The 20128-nt window shown below is 55.4% G+C and carries 19 protein-coding genes and 4 pseudogenes; 14 read left to right on the top strand and 9 right to left on the bottom strand.

Going from position 1 to position 20128, the window contains the following annotated elements; all coding sequences use genetic code 11:
* Positions 1-11 precede the first annotated feature (11 nt).
* The 4 genes from IC37_RS00430 to IC37_RS00415 form a co-directional block, all read right to left on the bottom strand.
* Complete coding sequence (locus IC37_RS00430; RefSeq protein WP_030130995.1) at positions 12-1199, bottom strand: L-dopachrome tautomerase-related protein; 1188 nt, start codon at positions 1197-1199, stop codon at positions 12-14.
* Between the two features lie 28 nt (positions 1200-1227).
* Positions 1228-1932 carry a type 1 glutamine amidotransferase domain-containing protein gene (locus tag IC37_RS00425; RefSeq protein ID WP_030130996.1) on the bottom strand — a complete coding sequence of 235 codons (705 nt, stop codon included), beginning with the start codon at positions 1930-1932 and terminating at the stop codon, positions 1228-1230.
* Positions 1933-2033: 101 nt separating this feature from the next.
* Positions 2034-2756 carry an SDR family oxidoreductase gene (locus tag IC37_RS00420; protein ID WP_030130997.1) on the bottom strand — a complete coding sequence of 241 codons (723 nt, stop codon included), beginning with the start codon at positions 2754-2756 and terminating at the stop codon, positions 2034-2036.
* Between the two features lie 98 nt (positions 2757-2854).
* Complete coding sequence (locus tag IC37_RS00415) at positions 2855-3697, bottom strand: type 1 glutamine amidotransferase domain-containing protein (RefSeq protein WP_030130998.1); 843 nt, start codon at positions 3695-3697, stop codon at positions 2855-2857.
* Between the two features lie 116 nt (positions 3698-3813).
* On the opposite strand from IC37_RS00415, the gene IC37_RS00410 reads away from it, so the two are divergent.
* Positions 3814-4719 (top strand): LysR family transcriptional regulator, encoded by a 906-nt coding sequence (locus IC37_RS00410; protein WP_030130999.1) that lies wholly within the window; start codon positions 3814-3816, stop codon positions 4717-4719.
* A gap of 243 nt (positions 4720-4962) precedes the next feature.
* On the opposite strand, the pseudogene IC37_RS30285 reads toward IC37_RS00410, so the two are convergent.
* The 3 genes and pseudogenes from IC37_RS30285 to IC37_RS00395 all read right to left on the bottom strand — a co-directional run.
* Positions 4963-5181: pseudogene (locus IC37_RS30285) on the bottom strand (dienelactone hydrolase); the annotation flags it as partial.
* Positions 5182-5600: 419 nt separating this feature from the next.
* A pseudogene (locus IC37_RS00400) lies at positions 5601-5732 on the bottom strand (AAA family ATPase); the annotation flags it as partial.
* An 83-nt stretch (positions 5733-5815) separates the two neighbouring features.
* Complete coding sequence (locus tag IC37_RS00395; RefSeq protein WP_030131000.1) at positions 5816-6430, bottom strand: LysE family translocator; 615 nt, start codon at positions 6428-6430, stop codon at positions 5816-5818.
* 258 nt (positions 6431-6688) lie between these two features.
* On the opposite strand from IC37_RS00395, the gene IC37_RS00390 reads away from it, so the two are divergent.
* The 12 genes and pseudogenes from IC37_RS00390 to IC37_RS00330 all read left to right on the top strand — a co-directional run bounded on the left by IC37_RS00390 (position 6689) and on the right by IC37_RS00330 (position 17814).
* Positions 6689-7039: a helix-turn-helix transcriptional regulator gene (locus IC37_RS00390; protein ID WP_030131001.1), complete on the top strand. Its 351-nt coding sequence runs from the start codon at positions 6689-6691 to the stop codon at positions 7037-7039.
* Between the two features lie 38 nt (positions 7040-7077).
* Positions 7078-8148, top strand: a complete 1071-nt coding sequence (locus tag IC37_RS00385; RefSeq protein ID WP_030131002.1) for an NAD(P)/FAD-dependent oxidoreductase — start codon at positions 7078-7080, stop codon at positions 8146-8148.
* 297 nt (positions 8149-8445) lie between these two features.
* Complete coding sequence (locus IC37_RS00380; protein WP_030131003.1) at positions 8446-8859, top strand: arsenate reductase ArsC; 414 nt, start codon at positions 8446-8448, stop codon at positions 8857-8859.
* 8 nt (positions 8860-8867) lie between these two features.
* Entirely contained in the window at positions 8868-9230 is a 363-nt protein-coding gene (locus IC37_RS00375; protein WP_030131004.1) for a metalloregulator ArsR/SmtB family transcription factor, read from the top strand.
* A gap of 101 nt (positions 9231-9331) precedes the next feature.
* Positions 9332-10405, top strand: a complete 1074-nt coding sequence (gene arsB / locus IC37_RS00370) for an ACR3 family arsenite efflux transporter (RefSeq protein WP_030131005.1) — start codon at positions 9332-9334, stop codon at positions 10403-10405.
* 110 nt (positions 10406-10515) lie between these two features.
* A pseudogene (locus tag IC37_RS00365) lies at positions 10516-10686 on the top strand (arsenical resistance protein ArsH); the annotation flags it as partial.
* 12 nt (positions 10687-10698) lie between these two features.
* Positions 10699-11211, top strand: a complete 513-nt coding sequence (locus tag IC37_RS00360) for a cyclin-dependent kinase inhibitor 3 family protein (RefSeq protein ID WP_030131006.1) — start codon at positions 10699-10701, stop codon at positions 11209-11211.
* Positions 11212-11234: 23 nt separating this feature from the next.
* Positions 11235-12239 (top strand): ArsJ-associated glyceraldehyde-3-phosphate dehydrogenase, encoded by a 1005-nt coding sequence (locus IC37_RS00355; RefSeq protein ID WP_030131007.1) that lies wholly within the window; start codon positions 11235-11237, stop codon positions 12237-12239.
* A 9-nt stretch (positions 12240-12248) separates the two neighbouring features.
* On the top strand, positions 12249-13469 hold the full coding sequence (gene arsJ / locus IC37_RS00350; protein WP_030131008.1) for an organoarsenical effux MFS transporter ArsJ: 1221 nt from the start codon (positions 12249-12251) through the stop codon (positions 13467-13469).
* Positions 13470-13635: 166 nt separating this feature from the next.
* Positions 13636-14976 (top strand): tetratricopeptide repeat protein, encoded by a 1341-nt coding sequence (locus tag IC37_RS00345; protein ID WP_051414841.1) that lies wholly within the window; start codon positions 13636-13638, stop codon positions 14974-14976.
* 901 nt (positions 14977-15877) lie between these two features.
* Entirely contained in the window at positions 15878-16930 is a 1053-nt protein-coding gene (locus IC37_RS00335; protein ID WP_030131010.1) for an alpha/beta fold hydrolase, read from the top strand.
* 314 nt (positions 16931-17244) lie between these two features.
* Positions 17245-17814, top strand: coding sequence for a YSC84-related protein (locus IC37_RS00330; RefSeq protein WP_030131011.1), 570 nt, complete (start codon positions 17245-17247; stop codon positions 17812-17814).
* Between the two features lie 166 nt (positions 17815-17980).
* Here the strand turns inward: IC37_RS00330 and IC37_RS00325 are convergent, their stop codons facing one another.
* The gene (locus IC37_RS00325; protein WP_030131012.1) at positions 17981-18679 is read right to left on the bottom strand and encodes an ion channel; all 699 of its coding nucleotides are present in this window, start codon (positions 18677-18679) and stop codon (positions 17981-17983) included.
* Between the two features lie 206 nt (positions 18680-18885).
* On the opposite strand from IC37_RS00325, the pseudogene IC37_RS00320 reads away from it, so the two are divergent.
* A pseudogene (locus IC37_RS00320) lies at positions 18886-19508 on the top strand (tyrosine-type recombinase/integrase).
* Positions 19509-19610: 102 nt separating this feature from the next.
* Here IC37_RS00320 and IC37_RS00315 read toward each other — a convergent pair.
* The gene (locus tag IC37_RS00315) at positions 19611-20024 is read right to left on the bottom strand and encodes an arsenate reductase ArsC (RefSeq protein WP_030131013.1); all 414 of its coding nucleotides are present in this window, start codon (positions 20022-20024) and stop codon (positions 19611-19613) included.
* Between the last annotated feature and the right edge of the window lie 104 nt (positions 20025-20128).

Here is a 20128-nt window from a genome sequence, read left to right as displayed (position 1 = left end):
TTGGCTGATTTTCATTTGAGTGGTAGTACAAAACGCCAGATGTTGTAACTTTCTGCGCCGCGTGCGACGGCATTGGCAAAGTGGTCGTTCGTGTTACTGGATGTGAAATAGATACCATCCTGCACGCCTGCTGTAACGGTATCGGGCCAGTACACCCGATCGCTGGCTTCTATCAGATGTGCCACCCCGGTAGCCGGATCCACACTGACGATGCCGTTGTGGGTCACGTCAGTGATCAAAACCTTACCGTCATCCGTGACCATGATGCCGTCCGTACTGATGCCTGGATGCGCGACTGTTTTTACCGCTGCGGCCAGTTCTGCAGCCGGTAGGTTTGGGTCTGTGAGTTTTGCCGTGTCGATGGCAAACAGCGAATCGCCGGTTGTCACCGTCCAGTAGAGCGTGTTGCTGTCTTTGGACAGTGCAATGCCGTTGATACCGATGCTCAGAGGTTGTCCTTCCCAGACTGTCTTGCCATGGGATATCACCGGCACGTCTTTTCTCACTTGAACGGACGCGTCTTTGTGCAGGACACGCCGGGCATTGTTTTCGCTGAAGTTGTAGACAATCACACCGGTGGAGTTGTCTGGCGCGCTGCGAAAGCCGCTGTCCGAAATGTAGGCTATCCGTCGAGCTTCATCGACGGCGATATCGTTGAGAAAACTGCCTTGTCGATCCGCCACGTTATCCAGGGGCAGGTTGCGTACCACTTGCCCGGTCTTCAGGTCGAAAATGACGATCTTCTGCCCGCCGATCGGGGCTGCCTTCTCACCAGGCACAAACCCCATGTCCAAGGCCCAGAGCCAGTTGTGGGTATTATCGACATGAAATCCGAGCACGTTTCTCAGGGTTTGTGAGGGGCGGCCATCGGTCGTATTCCACTGTGCGGAGGGGAAGGCGGTCAGGACGGCAGGCCCTGTCGTGTTGTCGAGTGACAACGTATTCAGACTCGCAGGAACGGCGGACGTAATCCAGCGCGGGGTGGAAACGAAGGCTCTGCCGTCATGTGAAAAATGTAGACCGGCAATGGGCGCTTGGTGGGACGCGGCATCGACCTTGTGCTCAGCGCCGAGGTCCCATGAAACACCGGTGTAACTGCGCCAAAGCTCAGGCTCGTGTGGCGTTTGCACAGCCGCGAACGCCGGACTTTGTGTCACTGCGACCAGCACCAGAACCCCTGCCAATGCGATGCATTTCATAGCACTCTCCTTAAAAACACATGTGGCTTTAGCGTGACTGAGCGAGCAGCAAATCGCGTAGTGCCTCACCCACCCCGGTGGCAGATTGAGGGTTTTGGCCAGTGACGAGCCGACCATCGACCACCACCTTGGCAGTCCAGTCTGCTGCGCCGTGATGATGTGCACCACGCGCACTCAGGGTGCTGGCCAGCAGGAAGGGCACGATTTTGTCGAGTTTGACCGCACGTTCTTCGTCGTCGGTAAACGCGCTGAGGTGCTTGCCGGCGACCAGGTAGCTGCCATCGCTGAGCGTCACGTTCACCAGCGCCGCGGGACCGTGACAGACTGCGGCCACTGCACCGCCGGCCTCGAAAATGTCACGGGTTATGCTTTGCACGGCAGGGCTGGTCGGGAAATCCCACATCGCGCCGTGGCCGCCGGCAAAGAAAATAGCGGCGTACTTCGACGCATCCATGGCGTCCAGGCGTTGCGTGTTGCCAATGGCGGCGCGAAAGCGGCTGTCGTTCCAGTAGCGTGCGTTGGTGGCGTCATTCAGGTCGAGGCCATCGACCGGAGCTTCGCCGCCCTGGATCGAGGCGAACTCGATTGCAAAACCGGCCGCTTCGAGTACGGCGAGTGGATGGGTGACTTCGCCGAGGTAGAAGCCAGTCGGCTCGCCGCCATCGCCTTTGCTGGCGTGACTGGTGAGGACCATCAATAGCGTTTTGTGTTGGTTTGCGGATGAAGACGTCATGATTTTTCTCTGGGAGTCAAATTGAAGGAGTGACACCGGCGGTAGTGACCACTGGCACAGTGGGGGATTCGCTGGAGCGGCGGAGCCGCTTTTGTCGCCGTTTAGAAAGCGGATTTGCCAACAGACGCTCCGCCATCAACAAACAATGTCTGGCCGGTGATAAAGCCGCTCTGTTCCGATAACAGGAAGGCGATGCCCGCTGCGACTTCATCCGGTTGACCGAGCCTGCCCATCGGGACGCTCGCCAGATAACGCGCTTCGCCGTCGCTGCCGAGCGGATTTGCGGCGCGGAACAACTCGGTTTCCGTGGGGCCGGGCGCAATGGCGTTGACGGTGATTCCGGTGGTTGCCAGCTCCAATGCCCAGGAGCGTGTAAAGCTGACCATCGCGGCTTTTGCCGCGGCATAGGCGGTGCGGTGTGGGATCCCCAGAACGGTCAGGCTGGAGATGTTGACGATCCTTCCCCAACCTCGATGGCGCATTCCCGGCAGCAATGCCTGCGTGGCCTGCAAGGCGCTGTGCAGGTTGATCTGCATGACCTCATCAAAGTCGTCGAGCTGTATTTCGCCCAATGGCTGTGGACGTACCAAGCCGACGTTATTGATCAAGCCATCAAAGTCATAATGTGAAACGAGTTCGGCCAACATTTTTTCTGTCTGTTCCTGGTCGCCCATATCCAGGGAAATGAGGGTGCCGGGAAAGTGCGGATCGTTGCTGGTGCGAGCGATGCCGACCACCTGATGGCCCGCCTGGAACAGTTGGGTCGCGAGCGCCCGTCCGATGCCTTTACTGGCACCGGTAATAAGGAAAGTGCGAGGTTTCATTGCAGTGCTCCAAATACCCGGCAACATCCGGGATCGAGGAGGGGGCCGTTGACCGCCAGGATTTGCCGCGCAAACGACAGGGCGGTGCCGCAGGCGCGTTATTTCAGTCGATCGAGCAATGCCTTGCCGACCTCGATGGCCGAGGCCGGATTCTGGCCAGTGATCAACTCGCGATCGATGACCACATTAGGCGTCCAATTCGAAGAGTTGCTGCTGTAAATCCCCCCGGCTTTTTCCAGCGCGGTTTGCGGGTAGAACTTCATGGCGCCACCGTTGAGCAGCCCTTTGGCTTCTTCCTCTTCCTTGTTGCTGATCACGGTCATCTTGTAACCCGCATAAATCCAGTCGGCGCTGCCCTTCACCGGTTTCGCACTCTGGAGTTGGCGGGTGAAATTTTCGGCGTCAGGCAAGGTCGACAGCAGGGCGATCGGGCCATGGCAGACGAGTGCGGTGGTTTTGCCTTGTCCATGGAAATCCGTCAGCAAGCGACCCAGTGGACGGCTGTGGAGCAGATCCTGCATCGGTGCATGGCCACCGGGAATGTACACCGCATCGAAATGCGCATAACCGATCTGTTCTACTCGGGAAAGGCTGATGACCGGCGATTGTTCCGGCAGAGTCAATTTCAGTTGATCAAGCAAGTGCTTATAGGTCTGAAGTTCTGCCTCATCGTTGTTGAAGTACATTTTATCGATGGAGGTTTTGTCCACCGTCGGCACATTGCCGTTCGGGGTCGCAAAGGTGACGTTATGGCCAGCGTCGAGCAGCATCTTCACCGGTTGCAAAAGCTCGTTCAGGTAGAAGCCGGTCGCAAAGACCTTGCCATCCTTCAAATCGAGTTTCGCCGAATCGGAAAGCACCACAAGTACATTGTCAGCGCTGGCTGCCAGGCTGGTGCTGGCGAGGGCTGTGGCCAATGCAATACGGGTCAGCGTTTTCATGTCGTGTCCAGAATTAATCGGGCGAACAGTTGCCGCCCCTGCCTGGATACTCTATTGATGTGTGGTATGGCGATAAACTACCGCCAATGGAATTCATTTGGACCTAGGAAGCAATAATGCCGCGTAGATTCGACCATCTTGGGGATGTGGAAGCCTTTATTCGCGTGGTTGAACAGGGCACTGTCAGTGCAGCTGCCGTGGCCCTGGCGACCACGCCCTCGGTGCTCAGTCGTGCGTTGACCAGGCTTGAGTCGCGTCTTGGCGTGCAATTGTTGCGACGCACTACCCGCAAGCTCAGCCTGACCGATGCCGGCAAGCTGTACCTGGAACAGACTCGTTCTGCGTTTGCCCAGATTGAAGAGGCCGAGCGCAACATCCGCGGCCAGGAAGGCGAGTTGAGCGGGCGCGTTCGGATGAGCGTGCCGACGACTTACGGTCATCATCGTTTGCCGCCGCTGCTCAGTGCGTTTGCCCAACTATTTCCGGCTGTGCGGGTAGAACTGAACATCACCAACCGTAATGTCGACCTGGTCGCCGAAGGCTACGATCTGGCGATTCGCCTGGGACATTTGCCGGACAGTGGTCTGGTGGGTCGCAAGCTGGAAGATGCACGGCTATGTCTGGTCGCGTCTCCAGCATACCTGGCTCGTGCCGGTGTTCCTACGACGCTTGGAATGTTAGGCGAGCACGTTTGCCTGCCGTTCATCATGCCCAGCAGTGGTAAGATCGGACCGTGGTTGTTCTGCCTTGACGGGAAAAATATCGAATGGCTGCCGCAGGCCAATGTGGAGGTTTCGGATGATGTCCTGGGTATTGTTTCTCTGGCCGAAAGCGGTCTGGGCATCTGCCAGACTTATGACTTCATCGTGCGGGACAAAGTGCAGCGGGGGCAACTGGTGGAAATACTTCCAAAGCTGAGCGGGCGCAGTCGACCCTTCTCGATCATTTACCCGCCTCACCGACAATTATCAGCTGCATCCCGAGCGTTGATTGAGTTCATCCTGGACAACACCCAGGCCTAACTTTCGATTCCGTTGAAGTCTGACAAGTTGCTAATTTTTACCAAAATCAGTGGCTTGTTAGCTACCGCTTCTGCACTTTTTCAGTGTGCCTCACCGGAGTCCGGCCACTCTCAAGCCATCCTCTCAACTGCACTCCATTCTCTGAAAGCCACTTGGTCACTTCTTCAATTGCCGCCGCTAGGGCGTGCTGGTTGTGCAGGAGCAGTGTGAGAGCGTCCGTTGTGGATATGTTGGCTTCAGAGTTATGTCAACCGGCCGCTGCCATAACTGCGCAGCTGCTTGAGGGCTGCGGTCATGGGTCGTGGTGCCAGGGTGATTGATTGCGGCGACGATGTAACCCTTTTGGGCCAAAGAACTGGCAAGCCAAATCTGATTGCTCCAGTTACCCCTGTATCCGTGGGATAGCACCACCAATGGATGTTCGCCGGCAGATGGCGGCGCGTTACCAACGGCAGAAGCACCGCTGACGTCCGTATATGGCCGATTGCTGCCTGTCGGGAAGGGCAGCAATCCACAACCCAAATCGGACGGTCAAGCCCTAGGAGAATTGACTGAATGGTAAGCGTTCTTGAAGGCAACTACCAATGGCCTGGAAGTCTGTAAGCGTTGAGCGTCTAAACTTTGTTCCGGCGAATTAGCAAGACGAAAAAACCTTTCAGCTGGATTGTGCCCACTCCTATCGCCACCCTCTGTGTCACGGGGCTGAGGCCGCTCAGCCATTGGACAAAGAGAATAAAAAGCCCTGCGCAGACGGGAGCCGAGCATATGATGAGTGCCACTCGGATTAGTTTTCGATGACGTCGAGGCCACGTGGAGGGGCCATCTGTTCGACCTTCCCTGAAATTTTGAAATGTGGAGTGCCACCCTGATCAGCCGGAGGTAGGTTCAACCCAACCGGGCTCCCAGAACAGTGTGTCCAAGTGCACCACGGGCAGACCAAGGCGCTTGCCGAGGGCGCGGGCGAGGGTAGATTTGCCGCTACCGGCATTGCCCAGAATTACAATCCGTTGCATGGGGCCTTCCTGTCGCGAAAAAAGCCGACAACTGTGCAGGTTTTGGATGATCGGTTAAAGGCTGATGGGCAGCAGAGCAGGTGCTAAACCAGCTGGCGGATCCCCAGAGACAAAATCAAACCACCGCACAGTCGATCGATTGCTTTTTTCCTCCCTTGATACGCGCAAGCAATCTTAGGTTGCGAAAGAGCGATTGCGACCATTCCATACCAGGTCGTTGAAACCACCACTACAACTGCCAGCATCGACGAAAACGTGCCTGGCGATACGTGGGCGGGGGCTGCGGCTGAAAAAACAGCGGCATAGAAGGCCATGGACTTGGGGTTGCCAATGTTGGTAATCACCCCCTGAATGAAGGACTGCCTGCAACTACCGGCGACGGCGTCATTTAGCGGGCCAAGTGCATTCTTCCCTGCGTTGATCAGCAGTCGGAATCCGAACCATATCAGGTAAGTGGCCCCCAGAATCTTTACAACAAACGCAGCCCAAGGGAGCGCAGCAAATACAACCCCGAGACCTGCAATTGCACAGGTGGACCAGAACAAGTTGATCAGTACGATACCCGCTACCAAGGCCAGAGCTTCTGACCGTGTAGCAGCCACCGCTTTATGGACCACTGCGACGAAATTTGGCCCAGGGATAACAACGCCTGCCAAGTAAACCAAAAATACTGTCAAAACGGCGGAACCGTCGATCATGTCCTTCCTCGCAAGTCCTGTGGACGGCTTCTTCCCTGAGTAGTGCTGGTTGCTGAAAGCCCGGCTCATTCTCGACGATGGGTGTGCGGCTGTCGAGATACCGCTTCTGGCCGATTGCTGCCTGTCGCGAAGGTCCGGAATCGACTGTGGATTCGCTATTGTGGGCGTGCAGGCATTGATCAGGCTCTACAGATATTTGCTGTGGCTTTTGATTCGACAAATTGACGTGTGCATGGATCTGCACATATAGTCATCCGTATGACAAACCGAGCTTCTACACGTTCACGGGCAATTGATGCCGCAATCAACTCTCTCGATGGAGCCTTCTTCAAAGCTCTGTGCGAGCCGTCGCGGGTAGCTGTGCTCAAGCGAGTCATGCAGCTGGGGCGTGCGGATATCGGCGAGATTGCCGAAGGATTACCTCAAGAACGTTCAGTGGTGTCCCGTCATCTGCAAGTGCTATTAGACGCGGGCATCGTCCGTGCTACCAAGGTCAGCCGGCAGATGTTCTACGAGGTGGATGGGCCGGCGGTGGTGACACGGCTCGAAGCCATTCTCCAACACATGAAGAGTCTGGCCCCGTTTTGCTGCCCTGGCGTGCCAGAGTAGTTTTTTTATTATCTCTATATATGCATGAGTGCGCATACATGAATGTAAAAAATGAGCCCATGGACGCCATCGTTATTGGTGCGGGCCAAGCTGGGCTCGCGTGTGGCTGGCACCTGCGGCAGCAGAACCTCAGGTTTCTCATCCTGGATGCCGAGAGCCAGCCAGGTGGAAATTGGCGCAACTACTACGACAGCCTGAGACTTTTTTCCCCTGCTGCTTACTCATCGCTACCTGGAATGCCCTTTCCAGCTGACGCCAAGCATTATCCGCTACGCGATGAAGTCGTACGTTATCTGGAGCAGTACGCGGACGCTTTCCAGCTACCCATTCGGCAGAACATACGAATCCAGAATGTGTGTAGGGAGGATGGACTGTTTTTACTTCAGGCATCTGATGGTCAGCGTTTGCGCTCAAAAGCATTGATCGTTTGCACTGGCGGCTTCAATCAGCCGTTCATCCCTGACATTCAAGGGCTGGAGAGTTTTCGCGGGCAACGTTTACACAGTGCTGATTACCGAAATGTCGACGGCTTCAGTGATCAACGAGTAGTGGTCATAGGTGCGGCCAACTCAGCTGTACAAATTGCCCATGAGTTGGGTCAAGTCAGCAGCGTCGTATTGGCGGCAAGGGAATCGATTCGATTTTTTCCGCAAAAGATCCTCGGTGTGGATTTTCATGCTTGGCTCAAGTGGACAGGGATGGAGAAGACTCGTTGGCTGAATGACCAAAGTACCCCTGTACTGGACGATGGCACCTATCGTCGAGCCATAAAGCAGGGACTTTTTGAGCGCAAGCCGATGTTCACGCAGATAACGTCAACGGGCGTGATCTGGGCCGATGGGCAGCACACCGAAGTGGACAGTTTGGTTTTCGCGACCGGGTTTCGTCCGAACCTTGGTTTTTTGGCAGGTCTGCATGTGGCGGGCGATGAACGCCTGAGGCAACGCAACGGGCAGGCGGAGCACGTGCCGGGTTTGTATTTTGTGGGATTGCCGAAACAGCGCAACTTTGCTTCGGCCACCCTCAGAGGCGTTGGGCCAGATGCTTCTCACATCATCCCCAGTTTGATGCGCTTCATCCACGATGCATCGCTCCCAGCGTTCGCTTGATGCCGAGTATCGCGCCGAGCTGCGTATCTCGCTTTGCATGACCAGGTAGTCCTTGAACCAAGGGCGACCTATTTCTGCGTGAATGACAGATTCATTACGGAAACCATATATGCATAGCCGCAGATATTTGAAGAAACACGGAAGACGCTTTACCTGGCTAACGCCGTAATACAGAGCTTTCATTGAAGGTGGTCGGCGGAGTCCAATCGTTTTGATGGATTAATGTGTGGTTGCTTCTTTACCTTGCATGCGGGAAAACATATATTCGTTAAACCGTATATTAGCTGAGACTTCACAATGACCAGCAAAGTCCGTGTCCTGTTCGTCTGTACCGCCAACGCTGCACGCTCTCAGTTGGCCCAAGCGTTGCTGAGGCATACCGACTCGGAGCATTTCGAGGCGTTCAGTGCCGGCACAGCTCCGACTCAGGTAGACCCGCGCACCTTTGAGGCGCTTTCACACATTGGTGTGAGCACCGAAGGATTACGCAGCAAGTCGATAGACGACTTCCGTGGTGAGCGTTTCGATTACGTCATCACCTTGTGTGATAAAGCCGTAGCGGAATGCCTGTCTTTACCTGGAGCCGGTGAGGCATTGGCCTGGAGTTTTGAGGATCCGGTCACCAGCACCAAACCCGATGCCTTCCGTCACACCCTTCACGAAATCCATGAGCGCATCAAGATGTTCGTCTTGGTCAAAAGCAAACACTGAGAAACGATATGGCTGACCATCTGACACCGACCACTGTTTTCAAATGCCTGGCTGACGACACTCGGGTACGCACGATGATGCTCATCACTCGTGAAGGCGAACTTTGTGTTTGCGAGCTGACCTGCGCGTTGAATGAGAGTCAGCCAAAAGTCTCCAGGCACCTTGCACAGCTGCGCAGTTGCGGTTTGCTGTCGGACCGTCGGCAAGGCCAATGGGTGTATTACCGACTGCACCCGAATCTCCCGGATTGGGTCCATCAAGTGCTGACCACGGTGCTGGAAAGCAACAAGCATTGGTTGAGCCCTGACGCCAAACGCCTTGATGAAATGGGTGACCGTCCTGAACGGGCACTCGCCTGCTGTGAAAGCTAAATCGTCTGATTTCGCCTTCGACTACGAGATCGCTCGATGAAAATCCTGTTCCTCTGCACCCTGGCCCTGATAGGCACGTTGTAACCACAGGAGCAATGATCATGAGTAAAAGCCGCCTTTCCTTCCTGGACCGTTACCTGACGCTGTGGATTTTTCTTGCCATGGCGTTGGGCATCGGTTTAGGAAGCCTGTTCGAAGGCTGGCCGCAGTGGCTCAACAGTTTTTCTGTGGGCACAACCAACATCCCCATCGCTATCGGCCTGATCGTGATGATGTATCCGCCTCTGGCCAAGGTCCGTTATGAGGAACTGCCGGAAGTCTTCAAGGACAAGCGCATTCTCGTTTTGTCTTTGGTCCAGAACTGGGTCATCGGCCCGGTGTTGATGTTCGCGCTGGCGATCATCTTCCTGCGGGACCACCCGGAATACATGACGGGCCTGATCCTGATCGGTCTGGCTCGTTGCATCGCGATGGTACTGGTCTGGAACCAAATCGCGGGTGGCAACAATCAGTACGTCGCCGGGCTGGTGGCGTTCAACAGCATCTTCCAGATCCTGTTTTTCAGCGTGTATGCCTGGATTTTCCTTGGGCTATTGCCGCCATTGTTCGGGCTGGAAGGCAGTGTGATTGAGACCAGCTTTGTCAGCATTGCCGAGTCGGTCCTGATCTACCTGGGTGTGCCGTTCCTGGCAGGTTTCCTGACCCGCAGGATCCTCATCGCCCGTAAAGGCGAAGCCTGGTTCCAGGAACGCTTCATTCCGAAGATCAGCCCGCTAACGCTGGTAGCACTGCTGTTGACCATCGTGGCCATGTTCAGTCTCAAGGGTGACGTGGTGCTGCAATTGCCGCTGGATGTGTTGCGCATTGCTATCCCCCTGACGATCTATTTCGTGGTGATGTTTTTCATCAGCTTTGGAATGGGCAAATGGCTCAAGGCTGACTATCCACGCACCACCGCACTGGCTTTCACAGCCGCAAGCAACAACTTCGAACTGGCGATTGCCGTGGCCATTGCCACCTTCGGCCTGGCTTCCCCGGTCGCCTTCGCCACAGTGATTGGTCCGTTGGTGGAAGTGCCGGTACTTATTTCCCTGGTCGCTGTTGCCCTCTGGCTGAAACGCCGCTGGTTCGATGAATCCAACAGCGCCGTTGCGCAGGACAAAGACTATGTTTGATGACCCTATCCCCCAACTTGATACCGAACTGGTTGATCTCCCATCGGCAGACAAGCTTGGTATCGAAAAGACCTCCATCCACAAGCCGCGCATTTTGCTGCTGTACGGACGGCCGGATGAAACCTTCTCCGTTCTACGACCGTGTCGTTGATGTGATGGAGGAGTTGGTGAAATTCACGCTGCTGCTGCGCGACCGTCAGGACTATCTGGTTGATCGTTACTCCGAGCGCAAGGAGTCGGCGGAACAACTCATGAAACGTGTCAATCAGCGCTCAATTTGAGGATTTTTTACCGTGCAACAACACCCCTATTCCGTACTGCCCCTGGCACAGTTCACTGGCCAGTTGATCTTTACCCCGTGCCCAGGCACGAAGGGCACCAAGCCGTTTGAGGCGTTGCAAACCCTTAAGGATGCGGGGGCATCTGCCTTGCTGACGCTGATGCCGACCGAGGAGTTGCTTCAGAACGAGATCGACCTGCTACCCGAAGAGTGCCAAATGCTCGGCATCGAGTGGTTTCACTTGCCAGTAGAAGATGATCAGGCTCCTGACGAAGCATTCAAAGCTGCATGGGCGCTACACCATTCGCGTCTGAAGCAGCTGCTGACCGAAGGGAAAACCATCGCCATCCATTGCAAGGGCGGCTCGGGTCGTACCGGTTTGGTCGCCGCTCAGCTGTTGATCGAGAGCGGCGTGCCATTTAGCGATGCTATCCGCGATGTTCAATCGCTGCGCCCTCGCGCCATTCAGCATCCTGCCCATATCGAATACATCGGCCAGTTCGACACCCAGTCGAACGCCCACTGACAACAGATACAGAGCACAACAACATGACTATCAAAGTTGGCATCAATGGTTTTGGCCGCATCGGTCGCCTCGCTCTGCGCGCAGCGTGGAGCTGGCCAGAGTTCGAGTTCGTGCAGATCAACGATCCGGCAGGTGACGCAGCCACCCATGCGCACCTGCTGAACTTCGACTCGGTGCATGGCCGTTGGAATGACCAGGCCGACTCCGAAGGCGATAGCATCGTCATCGACGGCAAACGCATCAAAGTCACTGCCAACAAGGCGATTGCCGACACTGATTGGTCGGGCTGTGATCTGGTGATTGAAGCCAGCGGCAAGATGAAGACCGTTGCGGTGCTTCAGGCTTACCTCGACCAGGGCGTTAAACGTGTGGTGGTCAGCGCGCCGGTGAAGGAGAAGGGCGCGCTGAACATTGTCATGGGCGTCAACCATCAGCTGTTCAACCCGGCGGAACATCGCATCGTCACCGCCGCGTCATGCACCACCAACTGCCTGGCGCCGGTGGTGAAGGTGATCCACGAGAAACTGGGCATTCGCCACGGTTCGATCACCACCATCCACGACCTGACCAACACTCAAAGCATCCTCGACCAACCCCACAAGGATCTGCGCCGTGCGCGGGCTTCGGGCATGAGCCTGATCCCGACCAGTACCGGCTCGGCCACCGCCATTGCCGAAATCTTCCCGGAACTGCGCGGACGCCTGAATGGCCATGCCGTGCGCGTACCGTTGGCCAACGCTTCGCTGACCGATTGTGTCTTTGAAGTCGAGCGCGTTACCACTGTCGAAGAAGTTAATCAGTTCCTCAAGGACGCGTCCGAGAACGAACTGAAAGACATCCTCGGTTTCGAGGAGCGTCCGCTGGTGTCCATCGACTACCGCACCGACCCGCGCTCATCGATCATCGATGCGCTATCGACCATGGTCATCAACGGCACCCAGGTCAAACTCTATGCCTGGTACGACAATGAATGGGGTTACGCGAACCGCACCGTCGAACTGGCCAGAATGGTCGGCCTGGCCGTATAAGGAGCGGTGATGAAAGCGTTGTCAGCCCTCGCGCCGGAAGTGCGACAGTACCTGCTCGTGACGGGCAATTACTGGGCCTTCACCCTCACCGACGGCGCCTTGCGCATGTTGGTGGTGCTGCACTTTCACGCGTTGGGCTACAGCCCGCTGCAAATCGCGGCGTTATTTCTGTTCTACGAACTCTTTGGTGTGATCACCAACCTGGTGGGCGGTTATCTCGGCGCCCGATTGGGCCTGAACCGGACCATGAACATCGGGCTGGGAATGCAGGTTGTGGCGTTGTTGATGCTGACGGTGCCAGTGGCCTGGCTGACGATTCCATGGGTGATGGGCGCTCAGGCGCTTTCGGGGATTGCCAAAGACCTGAACAAGATGAGTGCCAAAAGCTCCATCAAACTTCTGGTTCCTGATGGGCAGCAGGGCAAACTCTACAAGTGGGTGGCAATCCTCACCGGCTCGAAGAACGCACTCAAAGGTGTCGGCTTCTTTCTTGGCGGAGCCTTGCTGGCATTGATCGGTTTCAAAGGCGCCTTGCTGGCCATGGCCGGTGTTCTGGCGCTGATCTGGATCAGCAGCTTGATTTTGTTGAAGAAGGACTTGGGCAAGGCCAAAGCCAAGCCAAAATTTCGCGACATCCTGTCCAAGAGCCGGGCGATCAATATCCTTTCAGCGGCACGGATGTTCCTGTTCGGTGCCCGCGATGTCTGGTTCGTGGTGGCCTTGCCGGTGTACCTGAGCAGTGTCTTCGACTGGGGCTTCTGGAAGGTTGGCGGATTTCTTGCGGCCTGGGTGATTGGCTATGGCATCGTGCAGTCTTTCGCGCCCAACATTACAGGAAAGAAACGTGGGCACGTACCGGATGGTCGTGCGGCATTTCTGTGGGCACTTGCACTGGCGGGCCTGCCTGCGGCAATTGCTCTCGGACTGAACACCGGGTTATCGCAACAGGGGGTGCTGCTCGGCGGATTAATGGTCTTTGGCGCGCTGTTCGCGGTGAACTCTTCGCTGCACAGCTACCTGATCGTGTCCTATGCCAAAGAAGACGGCGTGTCGCTGGATGTGGGTTTTTATTACATGTCCAACGCCATGGGCCGTCTGATCGGCACGGTGCTTTCCGGTTGGGTCTATCAGGTGTATGGATTGGAAGCGTGCCTATGGATATCGAGTGGATTCGTGCTGATTGCAGCGTTGATTTCGATTGCATTGCCTCGTCACACGCTTGGTAAATGAACTGTTTCTGGCCGATTTCTGCCTTCCACGACCGGCTGAAACCGGCCAGAAGCAGCCATTCACGTTTCGTCGGAAAAGTGTCTCTGAGCCAAATTCGGGGGGACAATCGAGAGCGATCTTCACATCTCGATCATGTATGCCCTTAGGGCGTGGTCAGGAGGAAACCATGAGCAAACGCGACAAGCGTGGCAATCCTGTTTCCTATGGCTCGCAGGAGGCAATCGATGCTCTGGATAGAGCTTGCGACTTGATGCATGCCTACCAGGCCGATCCTCTGGCTGCGGCTGACAAAATTATCGCGGAGCACCCAGATTTTGCGCTGGCCTACGCCTTTCGTGCTGGCGCGATTACGACTGCGACCGACAAAACGTTTGACTCAGAGCTGTTCAAGAGCTTGGACGCGGCAGAGCGGTTGGCGCCGAAAGCGAATGATCGCGAGCGACAGCATATCCGTGCAGTACGCGCTTGGTTCGGCGGCGACTGGGAGCGGGCAATCGAAATCTGGGGGCGTGTTTCGATCGAGCACCCCCGCGATCTGCTGGCACTGCAATACGCCCATTTGGGCGACTTCTATCTAGGTTACTCGCACATGCTACGTGATCGTGTGGCTCGTGTGATGCCGCGCTGGGATAACGACGTTCCTGGTTTTGGCTTTGTGAAAGGGATGTATGCCTTTGGCTTGGAAGAGGCAGGGGATTACCGGCAGGCCGAAGAGCAGGGTCGCGAAGCTGTTGCCTTGAACCCGCAGGATGGTTGGGCAGTGCATGCCGTCACTCATGTCATGGAAATGCAGGGCCGTAGCGAAGAAGGGGCTAAGTACCTTTCATCCAGCGCCAATGCTTGGGCTCCCAATAGCATGTTTGCCTTCCATTTGTGGTGGCATAAAGCACTATTCCTCCTTGAGGCTAATGACGTGGCTGGCGCGCTTCGTCTCTTTGATGAGGACATTTCAGCGGGTGGATTTGGTCAAGCGCTTGAGCTACTTGATGGATCAGCGCTGCTCTGGAGACTCTCCCTGCTCGGTCATGACGTTGGAGATCGGTGGAAAGGACTGGCCAAAAAATGGGAGTCTCGTTGTGAAGACGGCTTCTACGCCTTTAACGACGTGAACGCGATGATGTCATTCGTGGGTTCTGGAAACAGTCGCGCACAAGCTCAGCAGTTGGATGCCCTGAAGCGGGCCGCTGCTGGCAGTGGTACCAACGCCATGATGAGTAGAGAGATTGGTGTGCCAGCGTGCGAAGGGTTGGTGGCGTTTGGTCGTGGGGATTACGCCCAAGCTATAGCATCGTTGATGCCGCTACGCGCCAAAGCTAACCGCTTCGGCGGTAGTCACGCGCAGCGTGATGTCTTCTCATGGACGCTGACCGAAGCAGCTATTCGCCTTGGCAACCGCGCACTTGCCGAGGCACTGGTTGCCGAGCGCCTTGCATTAAAGCCTGAGAGCCCGATCAACCGCGCCTGGAAAATGCGCGCTGGTCAATTACAGTCGCTGCATGCGGGATAACAGGAAGTCAATCATCCGCGCACTGCGAAGGCGCGTTCGATCTCGTTTGCGACGAGGGATTGGAGGCGCCACATATTGCGATCATGAATTCCGTGCTGCTAAAGCATGGTGACGGTTCGCAGCAGGTATTGTGCAGCCGCCCCCCAGTGCCCCGCAGCGTGGGCGAGTATGTGGGCATGGTGAAACACCTTAGTGATGAAACTCCTAGCGGCCTGTATTTAGGCTAGTGCACGCAGTTGGGGCAGCAAGGTGCATCCGTATACCGTCTACTACAGGACGACGCTTACTGATGACCGCTATGGGTCCAGGCTGTGTGAAAACGTTTTAGAGCGAGTTTGACACTCAGAACCGCAACGGAAATCGCATTCCTACGCAAATTTTAGGTCTGGCTAACCAGCCAAACGCTGCCAGATTTTACGTAGCAACGCAGACTTCAAAACGGTGCATACGTTTTCACACAGCCTGGGTCGGTTGCTGCCCTTGGTGACAGGCAGAATTCGGCCGATTCTGTTGAAAAAGTCGGTTCGCCCAAACAGCCTGGTCATTGACTGGTTAATACGCCTTTTTTGCACACTGCTACGTGAAATCTGAGTCCGGAAAAGCCTCTGCCGAAAGTAGAGATTTCAATCTCGGACGCATACTTTTCTGCTGCGGAAACCATGGTCGACTTTTTCAACAGAATCGGCCAATAGCGGCCCTTCGGACTTGCCCCGAAAGCCCGGCTGCTGACCGGTCAATGCAGATAACGAAAACTATGCATGTCAGTCGGAGTATCGGCTTTAATGTCGATGCAGATTCACCTGCTCACGGCGCTGGATTTCTATAATTTGCGAGATGTGATACACGCTATCGGTGGGTTTCAGGTTCTGAACCCCTATCTAAATCAAGGAAGACAACCCCATTGAAACCAGCTCTCGGCGCCCTGCTTTTAACCTGTCTGACGACCAGCGCTCTCGCTGACGTCAACTCTGTCGGCTTCCAATCCTCCACCCTGCTGGACCCACACAATGAGCGTCCGCTGGAGATGGTCGTCTGGTATCCCAGTACAACGACCGTCACCCCACAGTTGATCGGCGACGATGTGGTGTTTGTCGGTGCTTCTGCGGTTCGCAACGCGCCACCCTCTGCTGGCGAGCACCCATTGGTGGTGCTCTCCCATGGATTCAGAGGCAATTGGAACAATCAGAACTGGTTGGCGAGTGCATTGGCCCATAAGGGTTACATTGTCGCAGCGGTCAACCACCCCGGCACCACGACCCATGATCGCAGCCCGCAAGCGGCGGCGCAGTTATGGCAGCGGCCCATTGACCTGCATCGGGCCATTGAGGCGGTCACCACTCAACCTGAAAAATTTGGCGTGGTCGCAAAGCGTCAAATTGCTGTAGTGGGCCATTCACTCGGCGGCTGGACTGCAATGGAGATCGCCGGTGCTCGTTTCGACCCGGCCCTGTTTGCCCGTGACTGCAAACTCCATCCGCAGTTATCCAGTTGCACCAATTATCAAAAGATCAACCCTGAGAGTACTCCGGCATTAAAGGCTGGTCTGGCCGGCGATTTGCGCGATCAACGCGTCACCGCTGTGGTTTCTTTGGACCTGGGACTCTCGCGCGGGATGACCGATGAGAGCCTTGCGGCACTGCCGGTGCCGGTGCTAGTTATCGCTGCCGGCGCACCATCGGTGGAACTGCCTGCTCAGTTGGAGTCCGCCAACCTGGCCACACGCCTGCCCCAAGCGTCCAGCCGCTATGTCGAGATCAGTGACGCCAGCCATTTCAGCTTCTTGTCGATTTGCAAACCAGGTGCAGTGGCATTGCTCGAAGAGGACATTCCTGGCGATGGCATCATTTGCGGGGATGGCGACAATGCTCGCCCGCGCGAGGTAATCCAACAGCAGGTTACGTCACTGATCAGCGAGTTTTTGACGCAGTCCGCGAACAACAAAGTGGACCTCTAGGATTGCTGGCACTCGGCAACTCAGCAGACCTGAAATTTGCGGAGGAGCGCAATTTTTGTGTCGAATCCAGCCACCTATTACGATCAAAAACGTTTTTACACAGCCTCGGCCGATATCTGCCCATCACGAAAGGCAGATGTCGGCCAACAGCTGACTGTCGATTTCGTCTGAGGAACATGCATGTGCATAGCATTTGACCAACTGCTTATTAGGATTAAAGTCTAAGGGAAAGATCGACCCCGTCAGTCTTTGATCCGCAACGGCTATCGCCACGCAGGTTCCTCAATGGCAGGTACAGAAACGGAGTATTGCTCATGATCAAATACCTTCGAATGATGGCAATGATTTCAATCCTCGCGATCACAGCGGGCTGCCAAATGGGTCAATCAACTTCCGCCTCTGATGCGATGGCTGCTAACGCGGAAATGGACCGCGAGGCGAAAGCGGCGTTACAGAGTTTGTATACCAAAACGCCGCAAGCGCGCGCCCTCGCGCAGCGAGCCAAGGGTATCCTCGTTTTCCCTGATGTGCTGAAAGCGGGCCTCATCGCCGGCGCACAGCATGGCGAAGGCGAATTGATTGAGAACGGAAAAGTGACGGGCTACTACGCGACCACAGCAGCCTCATACGGCCTTCAGGCGGGCGTGCAGCGGTTTGGATACGTGATGTTCTTCATGACCTATTCAGCGATGAACGATCTGAAAAATGTTAATGGATTCGAGGTCGGCGTGGGCCCAAGCATCGTGGTCGTAGATTCAGGCATGGCCAAGTCGATGACTACTTCAACGGCTCAGTCCGATGTCTATGCGTTCATCTTTGATCAAAAGGGCTTAATGGCCGGGCTGGGATTGCAGGGTTCAAAAATTACCAGGCTCAATCGCTGAGGCCGTCTGCATGTCGCTTACATAGAATTTAGTTGTGTTGCATCGACCTGCTGAATTCACAATCCCTAGCTGCCCTTAGCGGAGGGCAGCAATGGGTCGATTTCGACCAGTCGTAACAGGCCGCACCGACCACTAATGCCCGGAGGTGGCTCAGGCAAATCAAGAGTCACTTAGCCTGATTCGACGGATACAGACCGGCAAGCCGTGCTATCACAACGCCAACGTAAAAGACGCCTGAAAATTCTTCGACCATCACAAGTGAGCGGGCGTGGTTGGTCAATGGGATAACATCACCGTAACCGGTGGTCGTGAGCGTCGTGAGGCTAAAATAGATCAGTTTGAAGAAGGTGCCGGGCTGTACGAAGTCAAGGTGGCCAGGGCCGAATGAGCCAGCGCTGGATATCTCGACCAGGGCATAGACGAAGGACCAAACGAAGGCGAGCATGATGTAACCCGCAAGCGCGCCATGCAGCTTGTCGGCGGTAATTGGCCCGCGCTTGAGAATATAGCGAAGCACTCCGATGAACGAGACTGCAAGGGACGCCACATAAGATATCCCGGCAAGGACAAGAATCGCGGTACTTTCAGCCCACAACGCCGCCCATTGAAGGCCAACCCCAAGCAACGCCAGGCCTAGTTTGAGGATGAACCCCTGCCGAGTTTGCCTGGTGGCGAAAGCGCCCACGAGCAGCACGATTGAAAACAGAATGCCGAGCAATGTGCGGGCAAATATACCTTCCTCAAGAAAGGGAAATAGGAGGATCAATCCTAGCAGGAGCAGCAATAGATAGGTGCAGGGCCCTCGCCCTATTACCATCTGACCTAAATCCTCGTCGGATTCGGCTTTATCTTGCGGATTTGTCATACCGGTTTCCCATAGACCGAAATATATAACGCTCAAGACCTGACGCTGCACGGTTGAAATCCGACCAGGCTTTAGAAGAGTCGGCAGTGAAACTCTAGTCGCGAATGCATGTGAGAGGATTCAGCCTGACAGCTATGGGGCGGTTAGCGACCACCACACACCGTGACTGATCCAACCTTGTCCTCCCTCAATGTGGAGGACGAGCCATGAACACTATTGCTACATACAACCATCAGCCTTGGAACAAGGGAAAGCTTGTCGGGCAGAAAGCCCCGCTCCGAGTCAGAGATATCTGGGCCATCCGGGTCAGACTCCAGCTCGCGGAGAAGACACGGGATCTGGCCCTCTTCAACTTGGCCATCGACAGCAAGCTGCGCGCCTGTGACTTAACCAAGCTGCGAGTACGAGACATAGCCCATGGGGAACATGTGTCGTCACGGGCCATCGTGATGCAGCAGAAAACTCAGCACCCAGTCCAGTTTGAAAAATTACTGAGCAAACCCGAACGGCTCTGGAGGCTTGGATGCATCAGGCCCACCTTCGCAGTGAGAACTTCTTGTTTCCGACCCGGTTGCACGGCTCAGATCATCTCTCCACCAGGCAATACGCTCGAATAGTCAAAGCCTGGGTAACAGCCATTGGCCTTGACCCAACCATGTACGGTACTCACACACTACGGCGAACCAAGGCATCGTTGATCTATCGCAGGACAAAGAACTTGAGAGCAGTCCAACTCTTGCTTGGTCATACGAAGCTTGAAAGCACCGTCAGATACCTAGGCATTGAGGTCGATGATGCCCTGGAAATGGCTGAACAGACGGAGGTGTAAATTCCCAGCGACGGTCGCAACTTAACCGTCGCTATCCGGCCAGAAGCGGTCATTGGAATGCACGTCTAAGAACAGCTCGTAATCGTTATCGCGGATCCAAGTTCACTGCCTTGTCTTCACTGTGACGAACATTTTGATGCGGTCGTGAATCTCTTGGAGTGCATGACGGAAAGGCTCATGTTTCTCACTGGTCGTCGGGTCTTCAAAACTCCACACGATCACCTCACCGGAGGTCGGCATTCGTGAGGCTTCCTCCGAGGACTTGTCACACAGCGTGATCACGTAGTGAAACTCCTGCCCCTCGAACTCATTGATCGACTTGCTGCGCAGGCCGTAGGTCTCGATGCCAATGTGTTCGAGAGATTCCAGCGTTCGAATATCAACCTCACTGGGTTCAAGGCCAGCACTGAAAGCTTCGAAGTTTGATGAATCAGTGTGGCGAAGAAGCGCTTCGGCCAACACTGAACGGACGTCATTTTTGGCGCAGACAAACAGCACCCGGAATTTGTCAGCCATTCCTTTCTCCCCGCTCAAACAGTGACCTGAGAAAACGACATTGCTCAGTTAAGCAGCGTTTTTGATCGCCAGTCTTCAAGTCGATGGAATGCACTATTTCCAAA

The sequence above is a fragment of the Pseudomonas sp. QTF5 genome, from assembly GCF_000512695.2.
Taxonomy (GTDB): Bacteria; Pseudomonadota; Gammaproteobacteria; order Pseudomonadales; family Pseudomonadaceae; genus Aquipseudomonas.
This window is presented reverse-complemented; position numbering and strand designations above follow the sequence as displayed.